Below are 18,653 nucleotides of genomic sequence, written 5' to 3' on the forward strand. Positions count from 1 at the left end.
ATCCCGTTCAGGACATCATTGTACAAACTGAATGGTATGCACCAGTTCTGATATCATTTTTTCCGTGAAATACGCATGGGTATACCCTGCCAGGACATTCTGAAAATAAATTCCGTCTTTGCCATCTTCAATACCCCGGCCCCGCTTTAATTCGAGGGCATATCTGACATCTGAGGCGGCATGCACTCTGGTATAGTGGAATTCATGCCCGCGGTAGGCGGTGCCCCGGGGAAAAAGAGCGTCTGCAGCGGTGCACTCCGCGTCCACGTATCCCAGTGCCTGAAACCGATCCATCTTCACGGTCTCCGCCGGTATGACGCCGCACATCTTTGCTTTTTTCCCGTCCATCTCAATACTATCGGTGAGATATATGAGGCCACCGCACTCTGCATAGATGGGCATGCCTCTCTCCACGGCCTTTTTCACCTCATTCCTGCAGGGTGACTCTTCCAGTTCAACGCAGTGAAGTTCAGGATACCCACCGCCAAAGTAGAGGGCATCCACCTCGGGCAGGTGGTCGGTGAGGGGACTGAAGAAGACCAGTTCGGCACCCTGTCTTCGTAGCATATCAAAATTATCCGCATAATAGAAGCTGAAGGCCGCATCACAAGCCACCCCAATCCGAACAGATTGTGCCTGACCATGACCTTCGGTTTCACTGCCTAAAACAGCGAAATTACTCTCTGCAATCCCTATTATAGCATCGACATCACAGTTGTCCTCCAGAATATTACTGAATTCAGAAATTGAACTGGTTTCATGTGCCATCTGGAGACCCAGATGCCTGCTCTCAACACATTTCTCCCTATCCCAGGGAATATACCCAAACGCAGGAGCAGCAAGAGACGCCGCAATCATCTCTCCGTGCCGTTTACTTCCGACCCGGTTGAATATCACTCCACCAATCTTTACATTCGGATCAAATGTGGCAAACCCCAACACCTGCGCATTGACACTGCGTGAAGCGCCTTTTGCATCAACGACAAGAATGACCGGACAGCCGAGGATCTTTGCGACATGGGCGGTGCTGCCGGTGTCTTCCCCTTCAAGTCCGTCAAAAAGACCCATGACACCTTCAATCACTGCAATATCGGCACCATTGGATGCCTGCCTGAATGTGTCAATGACCCCTTGTTCCCCCATCATATACGGGTCAAGGTTTCGCGACGGTCTTTTGCATATGGCCGTGTGATGGGTGGGGTCGATAAAGTCCGGGCCCACTTTAAACGGCTGGACACTGAGCCCCCGTTTCACGAAAGCAGCCATCAATGCTCCGGATATGGTCGTTTTACCGCATCCGCTGTGGGTGCCGGCGATTATAATGGCGGGAATCATCGTAATCAGGTATTGGCTGGAAGAATTATTTTTCTGTTCCTTTGGTCTCATCTTCCTTTGACCTCCTGGAGAGGGGCGGATTGTTTTTCCCATTCTTGTCATAAAAAAACGACAGGATTCCGTGGGGGAGGGAAGGGCGAACTCCTTCTCCCCCTACACCGGCACCTGAGATGAAGAAGGAGCATGCCTGATTCTCATACCGGATCACCCTATTTGACCCCAGATATAGGAGAATCGGGGGGCAAAACGAGCATATTTTTTGTGATTATTTGTTGCCGGAAAATGACGGTTGTAATACCTGTTATTTGCTGAAATTACTATCTATTGCAGATTAATACGGGGTCGTTATTGACCGGCATTTCGGGAGGACATATGGGTTGTCTCTGGTTGAGATCGGCCCTCTCAGGCCTTCTGTGAGGACCAGTTTTTTCGAGTTGCAGGCCCATTTAAAGGCTATCTATCCGTTGCTTAACCGGATGGCAGGATTTTACCGGGCAGAAAAAAAAGCCCATCCCTAAAAAATCAGTAGGGATAGAATACAAAAAAGAGCAGACAAAGAATAAACAGTGCCCAGCCTGCAGGATACACCTCTTTTGCCTGTCCGGTAACAGCCTTAAAGACCGGGAAGAGCACAAAACCAGCACAGAGTCCAACTCCCAGATTCCCGGTAAAGATCATCATTGTAATAACCGCGAATGCTGGGATTAATTCGGTGTAATCGTGATAGTCGATCTTTGCAAGGGGGCTCAGCATAAGCATCCCGACAACAATAAGTGCTGGCCCTGTCGCTGCAGCAGGAATGGCTGCAAAGAGTGGATAAAAGAAGAGTCCGAGTGAAAATAGAGCGGCCACGGTCAGCGCCACCAGACCAGTTCGTCCTCCGGCAGCCGTCCCTGCACCCGACTCAAGGAATACTCCTGCAGTTGTCGTCCCGAAGAGGGCCCCTGCAATGGTTGCAAGCGAATCAGCGGCAAAGGTCTTTTCTATCTCCGGCAGGTCACCGTTACCATCGGTCAGTCCCGCCTGCGTTGCAATGCCAAGAGAACCGCTCATGGTAAAGAAAAGGTCCATGGTAAACATCGTCAATAGCACTGAAACCATTCCCCATGACAGAGCACCCACAATATCAAGTTGCAGGAGAACAGGCGCAGGGTTTGGGGGAAGAGAGATGATGGCATCAGGCAGCGGTGCAATTCCGGTGGAAAACGCGGCTGCGGCAGTTGCAAGAATCCCTATCAGAATCGCACCCCGCACCCCACGTACCATGAGAATACCCATCAGGAGAAATCCGCATATGGCGAGAAGAACGGTTGAAGACGTGAGATCTCCGGTCTGAAGAAGAGCAGTTCCCTCTCCCCCCACCACTATTCCCGATGTGGTAAGCCCGACATAACTGATAAACAGTCCGACACCCACCACAAAACTGTATTTCAGGTTTTTTGGCACGGCATAGGCAAGGATGGTGCGACCCCCGGTGATGGTCAAAAGAAAGAGAAGGATACCGGAAAGAAAGACAGCACCAATTGCCGTCTGCCAGGAGTAGCCGAGCACCCCCACTACGGTGTAGGCAACAAAGGTATTCGTCCCCATATACGGTGCCACTGCAAACGGCCGATTTGCATAGATGCCCATGATCGCACACCCAAAGATGGCAGATAAAATCGTTGCAACCATTGCAGGCCCAAACGGCATTCCCGCCGCCTGGAGAATCGCAGGGTTGACGACGATGATGTATGCCATCGTCATAAACGTTGCAGCCCCGGCCAGGACTTCGGTTCGGAAATCGGTACCGTATTGATCAAATCTGAAATATTCTGCGATTCTCATATCTACTGTTCCGTATCCTGAATGTCTTTCATATTCAGGAGATAGATGTTCGCATTAATTTTTGTAAACACAAAATTACTTGTTTTTTGCACAACCAAACACGGACCTGACATATGCCAGAATGTTCCCATTTCAGACGGCAGATATCAATTATAAATCCATAGATTCACAGTTCTGAGAATCGTTCAAACACCAGAGTCCATACCGTACGACAGAGTTTCCGGTATCTGCACCAGCATCCGGGAAATGCACGCGAAAAATACAGGGGATTCAATCCATTAATTAGGACAGGTGATCACCCCCCGAAATTAAAAAAGACTATCAGAAAAAAATAGCTCAGTCATACAGCCCTATTGCGAGATTATCATCATCATCCCAGTCATCTTCAGCATCCTGCAATCTTCTGCCGGACTCTGTCATTGAGGAAAATTGCTGATACATCTCCGTTCTTCTAATATATGCTTTGACGAGGATGAATCCACAAATCAGCGCAAAAATGCCAAGACCATCCTTTCCGAGCGCGATGAGAAGGAGAATCCCAAAAATGAACAGTACGACATCCATCACTGTACAGTTTTGGATGAGAGTATCTTCCATATATATTAGATACAGATTCTGAAAAAAATAAAGGTAGTTGTCGATATGTTAGATTTATCCATCAGAGAGTATCTCTTAATAATCGCTATATTGGCAGGAAACATTTCTGACCGAATATTTACGGGATTCACTCACTAAGAGCCTAAATATATAAGATACCTAATACCCGGAGAATACATCATACTCCATCTCAGTAACTCTCAGTTTGACATAGGAGAAATTACCATCAGGAAGATTCCACTCTCCCATAATTTCCATCGGGACGTTCAGCCCGTTTTTCTCCTGATAATCATAATAATATCCTGTCCATTTGTCTGCAGAAAACTGATTCCCAACTGTCCGGAATCTCTCTTCGGTTGTGACTTTTGTGATTCGTCCCTCTTCATCAAAGGAGAATTCAACGCTTGCCACATTTTCTCCATCCGTGATGACGGCTTTGGCATGGGAGGAATCGATGGGCTCCCAGGTGATATGCTCCTCATTCAGGAATGCCGTGGGAAACCACGGCATCTCGCCAATATATCTGTGAAGGCTTGAGACATCTATCTCCGGACCCTTTGCATCGGCAACAGGTATCGTTGAGAAGATTTTTACCAGCATATTCCCCTCCCCTCCATCATATTTATCCCTGACATCGATCCAGAACAGGGACCAAAACTGAATTTTCGCATGCCAGATAAATGCAGGAAAACCAGCAGAAAAGTATTGTTCGGCTTCAACCGGCATCCATACACCTGCAGGGTCTGTCCTGAACTCTCCGGTCTGTTTCATTCTTGCAAAACGGACAGGCTCTGCTCCTTCAGGCAGTGAATACCGGACATATCTCTGAACAGGTTCCGGGAGGAAATCGATTCTCTCGCCCGAAAGTGATTCTGTTTTTGTCTCTTTTGCACGCTGGGAGAGGTCTGAAATCTCATCCCCCACATTCCTCTGAAAGGAAAGGCTGCAAAATGCAACCACTATGACGAATAAAATGATGATGATACTTGCAATAAAAAATAATATAGTAACGTGTGACACACCCCAGAACCCCCTAAATATTCACAATCGTTGCACGAACACGATGGAGGACATTTATTCAGAGGACATATAGTATGATGGATAAAAGGGTGTTCTGCCGAACTTCAGATATCGATGCATAAAATATGAGTGAAGCAGATGGGTTATCTAATCTTTTGATATTTTCAAACCTTATTTTTTGCACCGACGGATTTAGTAAACACCCTCACCCGTCACCAGAACACCCTTCACCCAGTATGTCCCTTCAGCCTCCCCGGTGAACTCAGGGTATATGTTCTCCCGGTATACATTCCTCCGCCAGCCAAGTACCCACCACTGGTTTGACCCCTCAAATTCAGAGGAGATGATGAGGACATTATCATCACCGGCAGTATATGAGAGAATGAACGGCACCTCAATGAAAGATCCGAAAGCGCCTTCGCTCAGATAGTAGCCATCAGTCATCCCCCCGTCTGAACGACTGAAATTTTCCAGAATCCGGTAGGGCATGAAGAGCGGCTCTTTGCCCACTGGCGATTTGGTATCTATCTCATGCCCGACATCGGTTTCATACATATGAATCTCCATTGCCACAAGGACAGGTGTATCTTCTGAATACCGGTTGGAATATACGCGGGTCGGGTGGGGTAGTTCGGACTCGTTTTGCCCCGGCATAATCGCAATCGGTTCAATATAATTTTTGTATATTGGGTCAATTCGGTCAGCTGATATATTCAGCATGGGAATCCCGTTTACCTGCTCTATTTCCGCAGATATGTTTCCGTCCCGGTCAAAGTTATTGAAACTGACACGGGACATATTGATGACCGTTTCATTCTGTCCGGTATCCGCATTGTAATACGAAGGAACCGGAATCAGAAGAGTGACATTGTCAATCGGCCCGGATGTGGAAAGAGTCAGGCTGTAGTCATAAACCGGTTGTTTGTCTTCAGCAGCGGAGATGCCAATATATCCTATGATGGCTGCAAAGACAAGTATGAGAAAAACAATCAGAACAAATACCGCAATGATTATTTTCCCCACTATATTCAGAAGATCCACCATAATCAGTTATCTTATCTGAGAGGAGCGATAATTATTTTCATATCTTATTTCAGACCAGGAATTTTTCGAATCTGTTGCACAGCATGTCCCGATGTATCAGAATTACGGTAACTACGAGAACACACCTGCCGTCCTGATTTCGTTAAATGTGACCCTCATTCGCTTTTTCGTTGATAATGTGATTGCTGTTTTTCGTCCTATGTTTCGTCACGTACAAGCGAAGCAGCGATTTTATGGCCACTCCTTTCAGAATTCGTCATACATGAGAATTCTTCATAGCCAATTATCATGCACTTTACGGAAATAATCGAGATTCCTGAAACATAAGTTAGCAGTATTAAATCAACACAAATATTTGATTAATATAAATAAATTCTAAATTCGATTTAATCCGGATAAAATGACCGGAAAATGCCCCTACACCCATAATAAACTATATCGGACAGGATTTCCAAATTATAAAAGATTCGGATAGAAATATTCAGAACGGTGCGTGATTAAATATGTCAAAGACGGGAATTATAATTTTATTGCTCATAACAGTGATATTCGGGGGTTTAATACTCCCTGTTGCCGGATATGAGGATTACCCTGATGCAGGGAGTAGTGCTGAAGAATTCATCGAATGCAACATCACAGTAAATGGCGCAGTGAATACGTCACCAGTGAGTGAACCGGAGGTGCCGGATGCCGATGCAGTTATTAATACAACACTTCCGATTAATGCAAATACGACCGTTTCTGCAATTATCGATTGGAACGAACCTGTGGCAACCTTCAATGTAACCGGGAAAATTGTAGATGCAACGACCGGATACGCATTGGAAGGTGCGCTCATTTCTGTCGGAGGAATAAATGCATCTTCCGATATGAACGGTGAATTCACCATCACAAATATCTCCACCGGAAGAATGTCCGTAGAATTTACGGGAACACCGTTAACCGGCGACACGCCTCTGGATGTCAGTTTTTTTGATATGTCTTCTGCCAGTTCACAGGAACTCTCTGTCACTCTGGACGGATATATTGATCTCGTCTACAATATTGAGTGCTCAGAAGGAAGCACAGTTTTCGTGAATCCTGTCCTCATGCCCGCAGGAAAAGACTATGAATTTACGGCCGTTTTAACGTGGGGAGAAAATCCCTCTGACCTTGATAGCTGGCTATTGACACCTGAAATCGATGGGTCGGCATATAAGGTATATTATGGAAACAAAGGGTCCCTCACAGAAGTCCCCTATGCACAGCTTGATGTTGATGACACATCTTCTTTCGGCCCTGAAACGATGACAATCAACCGGAGTTCTCCGGGTACATACCGGTATACGATCCACTGGTTCAGTGGTTCGGGAAACTGGACAACGGCCGGTGCAACCGTCACTGTCTACCAGCATTCAGACTGGACAGAGGACTTAGTTTGCACAGGCACCTATTATGCTCCTCAGTCACCTCTTGGTGATGATTCATACTGGGAAGTGCTTGAATATGACGGAACATCAAAGGCAGTAACCCCTATAAACAGGATTACCACCGAGAGGCCGACAATCAGCAGTTCTGCAGATGCCATGGCTGCATCAGATGCCGTGAATACATTAAAAGCAGACCCTTCCTGTGATGCCGGAACCGCTGAATGTACGACCGAATACATTACGACTGAAGATATTCAACCGGATTCAAGCGCAATAACATCATGGGAATGGGATTTCGGTGACCGGACACCACCATCACACGAGCAAAATCCCACACACACATATTCAAAAGAGGGAATGTATGATGTCACATTATCCATATCAGACGGCGAATCTATCTCCGCATTAACAAAATTTTCATATATCGCTGTCACGGCATCCCCGGTTATCACCTCAGTCACCCCGTCATCCGGGGAGAACACCGGGACGGTTATAGCCGAAATTGAAGGCACCTATTTTGATTCAGATGCCACGGTTACATTGGTGCGTAGTGACGGGACAGAAATATCCGGAACGGATGTCGTTGTCGATGATTTTGTCGATGAGTTCGGAACTCACATCAGCTGTACGTTCGACCTCACTGACGCCAGGGGCGGTGACATGATCGTTGTCGTTACAAACCCGGACGGAAAAACAGGGGAGAGTGTAGGTGGATTTACCATCGTTGATATAATTCCCCCTGAACTATTGTCCTTCACCTCCACATCACCGGACGGTGAGTATGGAATCGGCTCAACCATTGATATAACCGCCAAATACAACGAAGAACTCAAATCTGGCAGCAGTGTGACACTTTCCCTGAACACCGATTCTGAAATAACCCTTGAAACCCTCTCATTCTCTGAAATAAACCCGGTTTCTGTCGGCCGTATTTCAGGCGATACCCTCAGAGGCCCTGCCGGAGTCTTTGTCGATGGTGATCATGCGTATGTTACATCAATGTATGGAAATACTCTGACAATCATTGACATCTCGAATCCGGAAAATCCGTTGAGAAAAGGTTCCATTTCAAACGAAAGACTAAATGGTGCGTTTGGTGTGTATGTCAGCGGAGACTATGCATATGTAACCGGATCAGAATCCAATTATCTTGAGATAATTGATGTCTCCAATCCCGCAAGTCCTGCAGAAGTTGGTTCTTTTACCAGTAGCAATTTAGAGGGTGCAACCGGTGTTTTTGTCAGCGGCAATTATGCATATGTTACATCCTGGGGAGGGAATACCCTTGAGGTGATTGACATCTTTGATCCGGCAAACCCTGTTGAAGCAGGATTCATTTCAAATGACAATTTGTCTGACTCATATGACGTCTTTGTAGATGGCGATTATGCATATGTCCCTTCTTATGATGCAGGTGTGCTTGCGATCATAGACATATCCCATCCGGAAAATCCTGTGGAAGCAGGAAATTATTCAACTGAAAATGTAGAGGGTGCATCTTGTGCATTCGTCAGTGGCGATTATGCGTATGTCACATCCATGGAAACCGGCACTCTTGCAATCATTAATATCTCTGATCCTGCAAACCCGGAGGAAGCAGGATCTATTTCAAATGAGAATCTGGAAGGTGCATTTGGTGTTTCTGTAAGCGGTGATTATGCCTATGTTGCCTGCATGTATTCTGATACCTTTGAAATCATCGACATCTCCGATCTGGCACATCCGATGGAAGCGGCTTCTCTTTCCAGTGAACAGATGTACGAGCCCATTGGAGTGTCCGTTTCCGGCAACCATGTTTATGTCACTTGTATTGGGACCAATAATCTCGAAATCATCGAGTTGGGAATTTACGACGAATTGTCCGGCTCATATATTGTTGAACCCGGTCTGAGTACACCTCAGCTCAATGTTGAATCGATAGTGTCCCAGCATGCAGAAGACCCTTTGGGGAACATCAACTCACAGACAACCGTCCCCCCAATTAACATTGCTGATGAAAGTGAAATTGCCGTTGACGGAGAATTTGCAAGCCCTGTATTAATTCCTCCACAGCTCACACCGGCAAACCAGGACATCATGTTCATCGCCGGATGGGAAGGACACCCCGATTACCTCTCACTTGATTTTGGTGACGGCACCGCTCCCTATACCTCTTCAACATTTGGAGACGTCACATCAGTGAATATTAATCACACCTATGTTACGCCTGATACCGAATACACCGTTGTACTTACGCTGTCATTGGATGGTGTGGGAGAACAGAGTGTATCAACAATAATAACAATCATCCAGCAGGTGCCGGAAAAAATCGCTGATGAAACATCTGCACTCAACATACCGGGCGCAGTAATCACAATGAACGGAGGCAGTCAGCAAATTCTCGTAAATGAGTCACGGTTACGAGATTCCGGTGGTGATGCAGGCATGCCGGACAATGTACTTACTGTTGTAAAATCAGACATGACTCTTCTGAAAATCGAGACAGAAGATGCACCCGTATACCAGAACGGGAATTATACCGGAAATATAACCCGCGTCACCATGATTCCACCTGCGGTCAATGCGACCATTGGTGGCGATATCGGTACAGCAGCAGTTGATTTTTCCGTCACCATGGGTGACTACCAGAGTGAGGCCAGAATCGAGACCAGTATCAGTAAAGACATCGCTGATGACGCACACAATGCCTTCACCCTTGCATGCCCTGAAATGGATGAAATTGCATACACCGTGTACTTCACAAAATCAGGATTCACAAATTATTCATCCATTCAGGAAGCCACAATCAACTTCTCAGCGAAGACTTCATGGGTAAATTCAATCGGCGGAAATGATTGTGTACGAATCATACGCTGGCTGGATGATGGAACAAGCGTTTCGTATACACCGACATTTGTAGGAATTTCGGGTGAAAATTCCATATTCCAGGTAACCACCGATGGATTTTCCGTGTATGGTATGGTTTCCGTGCCACCGGCAGCATCTCCGTCCGTATCTTCCGGGAGCGGAGGTAGTAAATCCAATACCGGCGTTGGCCTGATACTTGATCTGACGGCAGGAGAACAGGCATCCGTCAGTCTGGACAACACCGCATTTACAGACGTTACCATCTGGCCTTCTAAAGGAATCTCTGAATTTATGGTAACCGTTGAGAAGAAATTTAGTATTCCACAGGATATTGAACTCAATGCCTCAGTCTATGAATACGACTTCGCAAAACTCTACAAGGCGGAAGTAACTGATCTCTCAAAGATTGTTTACACATTCAGAATGCCAAAACAATGGCTTGAAGCAAACAATGCTGTACCCGGCATGCTGTATTATAACGAGCAGTCCGGCAAATGGAATGACCTTTTGGTTAACGTAACTGGTGAGAATGATGAATACATTTTCTCAGATACAGAAGCACCGGGATTCGGATGGCTTGCAATTGTTGGTAATGACCCATCAGGCATTTCTGACACGGATGGCACGTTATCTGTGGCAGAAGAAATCACGCCACAGGTGACACCAGCACCAAAAGAGACGGGAAGTGAACCCACGTCACAACCAACGCCTGCACCGTTTTTTGTTGTTATTCCGGCAATTGGTATGAGCCTCGCTTTCTATCTGAAGAGAAAGTGATTCCAGAAACAACCAAAATTTCCTTTTTTTCAGAATCTCATACCCTCAAACAGATTCGCCGTTCCTGATTAATATGCGAAACAAGCATCTGCTCTGCAAATAATCAGATGACCACAACGATTCATGTTCCGGTTGCGCTTTGTCAAAATCAAAAAAAATATGCGGATGTAAATTTGGTTTGTGTCCCGAATTCTTACTCTGCTGCGGTGAATGTCAGAATGGTCGTATCTGTTGAGTCCTGCACGGCCAGAGTGTCTCCCTCAATTTCGTAGCCTGCTGCCGTGTTCAGGAGTTTCAGGTAAATCGTCTCCTGCGCCATTGTCCCTTCAGGTTCATCACAGAACATCTCTGTTGAACCAACCGGTCCAAAGGTGAGTGCATCGCCATCGGTTTCGTAGGATGCGAAGTAATTGTTGCACCCTGCAGAGCCTGCGATTCCACCGTCTTCATCAAGGGTCAGGGTGACTTTTGTTCCTGCGATGACAGAGACGATTGCTTCATTGTCATTGTTGTACGAGTCAAGCACCCATGTGGTTCCGGTCAGGGACTCCGATGCCGGTGGCACGGCCCTTTTAAAGACCAGCAGGACGGTTTTGTCTGAATCGTAGAGTTTCAGTTCATCTCCAACACCACTGAATGAGGCAGTTTCATTGAGCAGTTTCAGGTAGGTCGTCTCCTGCATCATTGCATCTTCAGGGCCCGCCATCATGGTGCTCCCGGTCACACCAAATGTAAGTGCATCGCCACCCGCTTCATAGGATGCGAAATATCGGTTAACACCGGCAGAGCCTGCGATACGCCCTTCTTCATCGAAGTCAAGGGTTATTTCCGTCCCTGCGATGACGGAGACGATTGCTTCATTGCCATTGTTGTATGAGGTAAGCACCCATTCCTTACCCTTCAGGGATTCAGCGGTGACTGGCGGAATTTTCTCAAAGACGAGAAGGACAGTTCCGTCTGAATCATAGAGTTTTAGTTCATCATCCTCAATTGTGAATGAAGCGGTTTCGTTGAGCAGTTTCAGATATTTGCTCTCCTGCATCATTGCATCTTCAGGGCCAGCCATCATGGTGCTCCCGATGAGTCCGAATGAGAGAGCATCGCCCCTCGCTTCATAGGATGCGAAATATCGGTTAACACCGGCAGAGCCTGCGATACCACCATCTTCATCGAACGTCAGGGTAATTTCCGAGCCTTCGATGACAGATACCATTTCATTTGTCCCGTTGCCATAGGATTTAAGTTGCCAGTCGGTTCCGTTTAGTAGCGGTGCACGGTCAGTTTTGGTATCTGTTCCATCAAGGGCCCCACCATCCGTGTCGGGGGATGTGGAAAGGCACCCGGCAGAGAATAGGCATATTCCCAGCACAAGAGCGGTTCCAATCAGAATTGAAATGCCTGTTTTCCGGTCGGTTTTCATTGCCATACACAATCTAATTGTCAATGAGAATAGATAAGCAAACCTTTGACTACGAATAAATTGGAAGTCAAAAACCGACTTATTTTTAAAAATAATGCCACAATGGCCCCATTTATTCACCAAAACAACCACAGGGCATTGAATGAAACCACAGTTGTCACCTGAAATGAAGAACAGGAACAGACAGAATACCAATGGTCAAAATCAGATAATCCCCATGCAGATTGATGACGGGCTAATACCTGCAAAAAAGTATTGAAATAATTCCATCAGGACCCGACGAAGGCTTCTGTCACTCTGCCACGGAATTCCTCACCGAACCGTTCGTACTCCCGGTTCACCGCGTCAATACCGGCAGGATCATTGATCTTGAGAAGCGCTGCAGCAGTCAGAATGCGGCAGCATTCAGACTCCTCCTTCTGCATTATACTGACTAACGGTTCAACCGCCTTGGGGGTTCCAATCTCAGCAAGCGCCCATATTGCAGGGTTTCTGATTGATTCATCCCTGGTGGTTGCAACTTCAATGAGCGGTTCAACTGAGTGCGTGCCCACTCGTGCCAGTGCCATTGCTGACCTCCAGCGGACATTGTTATTCCCGGTTGTAAGCAGTTCCATCAGGGGTGCAACTGCGGGCATTCCTATTTCACTCAGGGAATCCATTGCCTGCAGGCTGCGATAGGTGTCATTTCCCAACAGTACATCCGTCAGTTGGGAGACACGGTTCCCGGTTTCTTTCTGAACTTCTTCAGACATCTCTTCCTCCTCCCTACAATCAGCCATATGGAACCCGGTTTAAATAATAATTTACAAAGCAAAAATGCATGCAGAATGGTATCGCAATTCTGCTACGCATACATATCTATATTACAATTTTTAGCAGGGCACAAAAAATAATTCACATCACTCTGACATGTGTGCAGGCATTCGTAACATCCAGCGGTACATTCATTCATTCATTCATTCGAAGTATATTGCTCATCAATTCTCACAAAATCGGGATGAACATATACAAAAGAGAAAAAGAATGACACAGTTTCCCCCTATGTAAGCAAAACCTCTCCAGAAAAGGATACCATCAAACCCACCACCTGACCTTCTGTATCAGCAATTCCGGTGACATGCACCTGCACGGTAAACGGGGACTTATTTTTCCTGAATCCTGTCATTAGACCTGACCATTGTTCATTCTGATCCAGCATCGGAACAAAATCCATTGCAGCCGCACCGCTTCCCAGAAAATCTGAAATAAATGTACCTCTGACTTCTTCCGGAGAATCATAACCCCACAGAGACACAAATGCCGGATTTACATATTTCAAAAGCCCATTCATATCCACAATTGCAATGGCTGTTTCCAAAGAGGCAAGTGCCTGATTCCTGATCCATAGATCTTCTCTTACATCCATCAGTTCAGCAATTTCAGAAAGAATAATCTGATGCACCTGCCTTAATTCGGAAATATCCTCATACGTGATGTATTGTACATTTTCACAGAGTTGCACCGGCCAAAACTGGATTATCTTCATCTCACCGTTTTTGCACATTACCGGAAACGTCCGCGGACGGACCTGACTGACACCGGCATTTTTAAGATCCGCCTCCCAGGTTTTAATCACTTTTTTCCGCATTTCCGGATCAGGAAAGGCTTTTTCAAACCATTTCCTGCCGGTGGGTATATCAGCTAATGTGTACCCGAAAATTTCAGTGAATTTCTGGTTAATGAAGGTATACCTCCCATCAGAATCAATGATTGCAGCAGGGAACGGAGAATATTCCACCACTTCCCTGAATCTCCTGTTGCTCCGGCGGAGCTGTTCTTCAGTCATCCGTTTACTAATCGCAATAGATGCCAGCCTGATAAAGGAATCAAGTGCCTTGGTGCTATCAATTTTACCATCTGCCGACAGTAATATCCCAACATCGCCAAAGAGCTCTTCATTCCATGTGAGAAAGGCCATATATGCTTTCCCAATATTCCATGTAACTGCTATCTCTTCACAGATCTTTTCGGGTATCTGCTGAAAGGCAAAGTCATAAAATGAGAGCGAGCCATCAGCAGATTTTTCAGACAGATAGATTTCACGGATTCCACTCTTCATTTCACCATAGTTTTCGAAAAAAGGCGAGGAAAATACCTCATCAAGAGAAATCTCCATACCAACTATATCCCGCCCGGAAATAGCTATGAGTGAGTCACGAAAATCCTGATCCATAACTGCACGAATTACATATTTTTGCCTTGTTTCATCGTAGGAACTGACAAATACCTGCCCTTCGGGGACAAATTCGAGGATTAATTCAGCAATGCGCTGATAGATATCTGTTTCCTTCGGGATGGCCACAAACTCCATTGCTGTTCTTGCGAGGAACTCCATGTTCCACATGTACCGTCTTTTATCAGTGATGTCTTCCAGAACAATGGTATGGCCCTGTCCACCATCCTCAAAAACCGTAGGTATCACCTGCATCTGATAGAAAAAATCCACATTATTATGCGTATACCTGACATCAGTTGCGAACTGTTCCTTTTCTACACTCTCAATGAGCGCTATCATTTTCGCCTCTGAAACAATGGGAATTGATACATCACGGATATTCTCCCCGACAATTTCATCTTTCTTCAATCCAGCGAAATTAAGGAACTGCTCGTTTATTTGCACGATAGTGCCATACCTGTCGAGAACCACAATCAGGTTTCTCGTGAAACAGAGAAATGCCGACATCGGGACACGCTGTGCGAGCGAATAGACCTTCGCATTCCCAACAACACGCATATCAACATGACCTCCTATCCGCAACACTTCGAGATGTTTTGAGACAGAATTCCGGGTGAGATGGGTCTGTTTTGAAATCTCTGTGATGGTCATTCCCTTTGGGTGGAATCGTAGATTTTTCAGGATACGGTCATTGGAACCATGTTCCTGTTCCATGATAAAGGGCTGTCTTGGGTTACCACCATATAAATAACATATGCCAATATGGAGATAATATTGGCAGGAACTGCATTCCACATGCCAACGTGACCAGGATTAAGGGCATCCGATATATAAGATATCGTTGGAATGAGGCAATGAAATCGGGACTGATTCTCTCCGTACCAACCATCACAGGAATCTGGAGTTGGATATCGCGGTGGCCCGTCGTGGGTGGCTGGAGAAGGCGGATGTCGTAAAAACACGGCCACTTTCAGGACTCAGAGAGTGATCAAATTCATGAAAAAAAACAAGACCATTTTCTATCGCAGACATCTCAAAAATTCAAAACAAAATCAGAAAACGAGTGTTCAGGGGTTCAGCAACTGCTGAACCTCGTCATCGGTCAGGTCATAGTGATAGAATTTCGCATAGAACTCCTTCGTCAGGCTCGCCATATCGATATTACCGCACTGGTCGGGATAGATGACAGTGGCAACCCATGGGATGCCGATGATGGTGTTTGTGCTGGGCGGGGCGTCAAACCAGCAATAAGGTGACGACGGGATGTAGTGCACATCACTGTTTTTCACCGCTGTGACAGATTCCCACTTTGGGTCGTCATAGACACCGTCATAGAAACCTTTGTCATCACAGACGATGACATCCGGATTCCATTCCACAACCTGTTCCATTGACACCTCGGTCTGACCCATCACAGCCTTTGTCGGGCACTCAGCGACATTTACCCCGTTGCAGATATCAATGAGCTGGCTGTGCTGAGATCCTGATGGAGAGGTTTTCAGGCCGGTGGGGCCGTTTGCATAGTAGACGGTTCGTTTCTCGTCATCGGGAATGGTGCCGGTCGCTTCTTCAGTGAGTGCAAGCACCCGTGCATAGAATTCATTGAGTGAAGCTGCCTCCTCTTCTGCCCAAAGGACACTTCCGACGTAGGTTATGGGTGCATCATATGCAAGGGCGTCAATGGTGTTCTCCACACCAACGACGGGGATTTTACCCATGTTCGCCTGCCGCTCTTCGATGGATGCCGCTGGATCTCCTTTCGAATTGAACCCTTCAAAGACCACATCCGGATTCATTGCGATGAAACTCTCATAGTTGCCTGCTATGTTTCCATACCAGCCGCCGACATTGGGGAGGGCTGCATACTTTTCAGATATGTATTCATCTTCCGGTGGGAAGTTCCATCCAAGGAGCGTGTCCGGTGCGATCATGTAAATGATCATACTCACATGCGGTGCTGTGGAGAGAACACCATCAATGTCAGCAGGAACCGGGACGGCCACAGTCTGTTCAAGCATATCTACGGTCTCTATACTACCAGGGGACTCCTCCAGTGGTGCGGACTGTGTGGTGCATGCGGCACCCATTACACAGGCAATAAGAAGGAGGCCAATACCAAGAATATTTATTAGTCGGGTCATGCAAAACGCTCTGTAACGGATGAACATGAATGAACATCCTATTCTGTATGAAATTCCACGGGATCAGTCCAATATATTTCGTACATATTTGAAAATGTTAACTGTTTTTATTTGATTTAGATCATCCCACGCCATCCACTTTCTCAGGAATATTGAGACAGAAGGAAACTCCTTTATCTAAATTCATTCCGCAGATATCTCCACATTCAGCTTCACCTGAATATTCATGTCCACCAATGTGGCAGTGACAGACAACAGCGTGCAAACAGACCTATGCTGTAGATAAACAATCACTAAATACCTGATTTTCGTGAAAACTGACTGAATGATGACCGCCACAGGCGCTCCATACGACCAGATATCCCGTTCGGTGGACCAATACATCCTTTGAAAAAATGCTCCGGTACCGGGCCAACAACGGTCGCGGAAAATCATTTATTTCCAGTAAAATTGCATATTATTAGCTCAATCTCAGGCAATCAAAAACGACCGGAAAAATACCCAATCCAAGGCATTTTAGACGAGAAAACGAGGACATAAACCCTCACCCCCAGAGGGAAGGCACACATATTAGCGGTACCACCAGTATCTGCACCCCTCACACCACCATCCTCCCCAGCGCTTATATCTTCTTCCCACCTGAGAATACCTCATGGAACGCCGTCTCACGCACGATACTACCAGGCAGGGGGACCATGTCCTCTACTGGATGCAAGCCTCCCAGCGGGCCCGGGGAAATCCGGCGCTGGATGCGGCAATCCGTGAAGCAAACCAGCTCAAAAAACCCCTCTTCGTCTGTTTTTGCCTTGACCCAAAGGGAGAGGGACGAGAGAGTCGTCACCTCAGGTTCATGCTGGAAGGACTTCTCGAAACCCGACAGCTACTGGCAAAACAGGGCATCCCCTTTCTGCTCAAAAACGGCCCACCTCATGAAGTGGTGACCGCTCTTGCGGAGGATGCGTCTATGGTAGTCACCGACAAGGGATATCTTCGTGGGCAAAAAGAAGAACGTGCCCTCCTCGCCGAACGACTGGATGTGCCGTTCATCGAGGTCGAAGGCGATGTCATCGTTCCGGTTGAGATTGCATCCGGAAAAGAGGAATGGTCGGCAGCGACTTTCAGGCGGAGGATCACCCCTCACCTTGACCACTTTCCTGCGCAGTCACCGTCACCGGAGGTGAAGGTCGGGGTGAGAACAGAGGAGTATACATCACTCCCTTTAGGCAATCCCGATGAAATTATCCGTTATCTCAACCCACTTGACGACGCCGGACCTGCCACATTCACCGGGGGACTCTCCGAAGCCCACCGCCTCCTCGATCTGTTTATGAAGAAGAAAATCAGCCGCTATGCAGAAGAACGTAATGACCCGAACGCAGATGCCCTCTCCTGTTTGAGTCCCTATCTCCACTTCGGGCAAATTTCCCCTCTCGAAGTCGCACTTCGGGTCAGGGCGGCAGGAGGGAATGGGGTCGGGAACGGGGAAAACGCGGCTGCATATCTGGAGGAGATGATTGTCCGCCGGGAACTCTCGATGAACTTTGTGCACTACAATCCTGATTACGCATCTCCCGCATGCCTCCCCGACTGGGCCAAAAAGACACTTGCAGAACACACGGGCGACCTGCGGGAATACGAATATTCGCTCCGGGAACTGGAGGAGGCAAAGACCCATGACCCATACTGGAACGCCGCACAAAATGAGATGTGCGTGACCGGCAAGATGCACGGTTATATGCGAATGTACTGGGGAAAAAAGGTCATCGAATGGTCACGAACGCCTGATGAGGCGTATCATACTCTCCTCACTCTGAACAACCGCTATGAACTGGACGGACGTGACCCGAACAGTTATGCCGGCATTGCATGGTGTTTCGGTAAGCACGATCGGGCATGGAAAGAGCGGTCGGTATTCGGGAAGGTGCGCTACATGAACGCCGATGGACTCCGCCGAAAGTTCGATGCCGACCGGTATGCGGCCCGGTTTGCTGACCAATACACAGAAGGATAATTCCCGG

At 46.9% G+C, this 18,653-nt stretch carries 11 protein-coding genes; 2 read left to right on the forward strand and 9 right to left on the reverse strand.

Features of this window, described 5'->3' with window-relative positions; all coding sequences use genetic code 11:
• Positions 1 to 15: 15 nt before the first annotated feature.
• The 5 genes from L0665_RS03540 to L0665_RS03560 all read right to left on the reverse strand — a co-directional run bounded on the left by L0665_RS03540 (position 16) and on the right by L0665_RS03560 (position 5,823).
• Positions 16 to 1,386, reverse strand: a complete 1,371-nt coding sequence (locus tag L0665_RS03540; RefSeq protein WP_274924328.1) for a cobyrinic acid a,c-diamide synthase CobB — start codon at positions 1,384 to 1,386, stop codon at positions 16 to 18.
• A gap of 471 nt (positions 1,387 to 1,857) precedes the next feature.
• A complete protein-coding gene (locus tag L0665_RS03545; RefSeq protein ID WP_274924329.1) occupies positions 1,858 to 3,162 on the reverse strand; it encodes an NCS2 family permease in 1,305 nt (434 codons plus the stop codon).
• Positions 3,163 to 3,498: 336 nt separating this feature from the next.
• Positions 3,499 to 3,759 carry a hypothetical protein gene (locus L0665_RS03550; RefSeq protein ID WP_274924330.1) on the reverse strand — a complete coding sequence of 87 codons (261 nt, stop codon included), beginning with the start codon at positions 3,757 to 3,759 and terminating at the stop codon, positions 3,499 to 3,501.
• 159 nt (positions 3,760 to 3,918) lie between these two features.
• On the reverse strand, positions 3,919 to 4,779 hold the full coding sequence (locus L0665_RS03555) for a DUF6920 family protein (RefSeq protein WP_274924331.1): 861 nt from the start codon (positions 4,777 to 4,779) through the stop codon (positions 3,919 to 3,921).
• Positions 4,780 to 4,971: 192 nt separating this feature from the next.
• Positions 4,972 to 5,823, reverse strand: a complete 852-nt coding sequence (locus L0665_RS03560) for a hypothetical protein (RefSeq protein WP_274924332.1) — start codon at positions 5,821 to 5,823, stop codon at positions 4,972 to 4,974.
• Between the two features lie 503 nt (positions 5,824 to 6,326).
• Between L0665_RS03560 and L0665_RS03565 the strand changes: the two genes are divergently transcribed.
• The gene (locus L0665_RS03565; protein ID WP_274924333.1) at positions 6,327 to 10,856 is read left to right on the forward strand and encodes a PKD domain-containing protein; all 4,530 of its coding nucleotides are present in this window, start codon (positions 6,327 to 6,329) and stop codon (positions 10,854 to 10,856) included.
• A gap of 193 nt (positions 10,857 to 11,049) precedes the next feature.
• On the opposite strand, the gene L0665_RS03570 is transcribed toward L0665_RS03565, so the two are convergent.
• From L0665_RS03570 to L0665_RS03585, 4 genes are all read right to left on the reverse strand, one after another.
• Positions 11,050 to 12,282, reverse strand: a complete 1,233-nt coding sequence (locus tag L0665_RS03570; RefSeq protein ID WP_274924334.1) for an META domain-containing protein — start codon at positions 12,280 to 12,282, stop codon at positions 11,050 to 11,052.
• Between the two features lie 263 nt (positions 12,283 to 12,545).
• Positions 12,546 to 13,031, reverse strand: a complete 486-nt coding sequence (locus tag L0665_RS03575; protein ID WP_274924335.1) for a HEAT repeat domain-containing protein — start codon at positions 13,029 to 13,031, stop codon at positions 12,546 to 12,548.
• Between the two features lie 287 nt (positions 13,032 to 13,318).
• Positions 13,319 to 15,208: a PAS domain-containing protein gene (locus L0665_RS03580; protein WP_274924336.1), complete on the reverse strand. Its 1,890-nt coding sequence runs from the start codon at positions 15,206 to 15,208 to the stop codon at positions 13,319 to 13,321.
• 353 nt (positions 15,209 to 15,561) lie between these two features.
• The gene (locus tag L0665_RS03585) at positions 15,562 to 16,635 is read right to left on the reverse strand and encodes an ABC transporter substrate-binding protein (protein WP_274924337.1); all 1,074 of its coding nucleotides are present in this window, start codon (positions 16,633 to 16,635) and stop codon (positions 15,562 to 15,564) included.
• A 652-nt stretch (positions 16,636 to 17,287) separates the two neighbouring features.
• Between L0665_RS03585 and L0665_RS03590 the strand changes: the two genes are divergently transcribed.
• Positions 17,288 to 18,646, forward strand: a complete 1,359-nt coding sequence (locus tag L0665_RS03590) for a deoxyribodipyrimidine photo-lyase (RefSeq protein WP_274924338.1) — start codon at positions 17,288 to 17,290, stop codon at positions 18,644 to 18,646.
• Positions 18,647 to 18,653: the final 7 nt, after the last annotated feature.

The sequence above is a fragment of the Methanogenium marinum genome, from assembly GCF_028912405.1.
Classification (GTDB): domain Archaea; phylum Halobacteriota; class Methanomicrobia; order Methanomicrobiales; family Methanomicrobiaceae; genus Methanogenium; species Methanogenium marinum.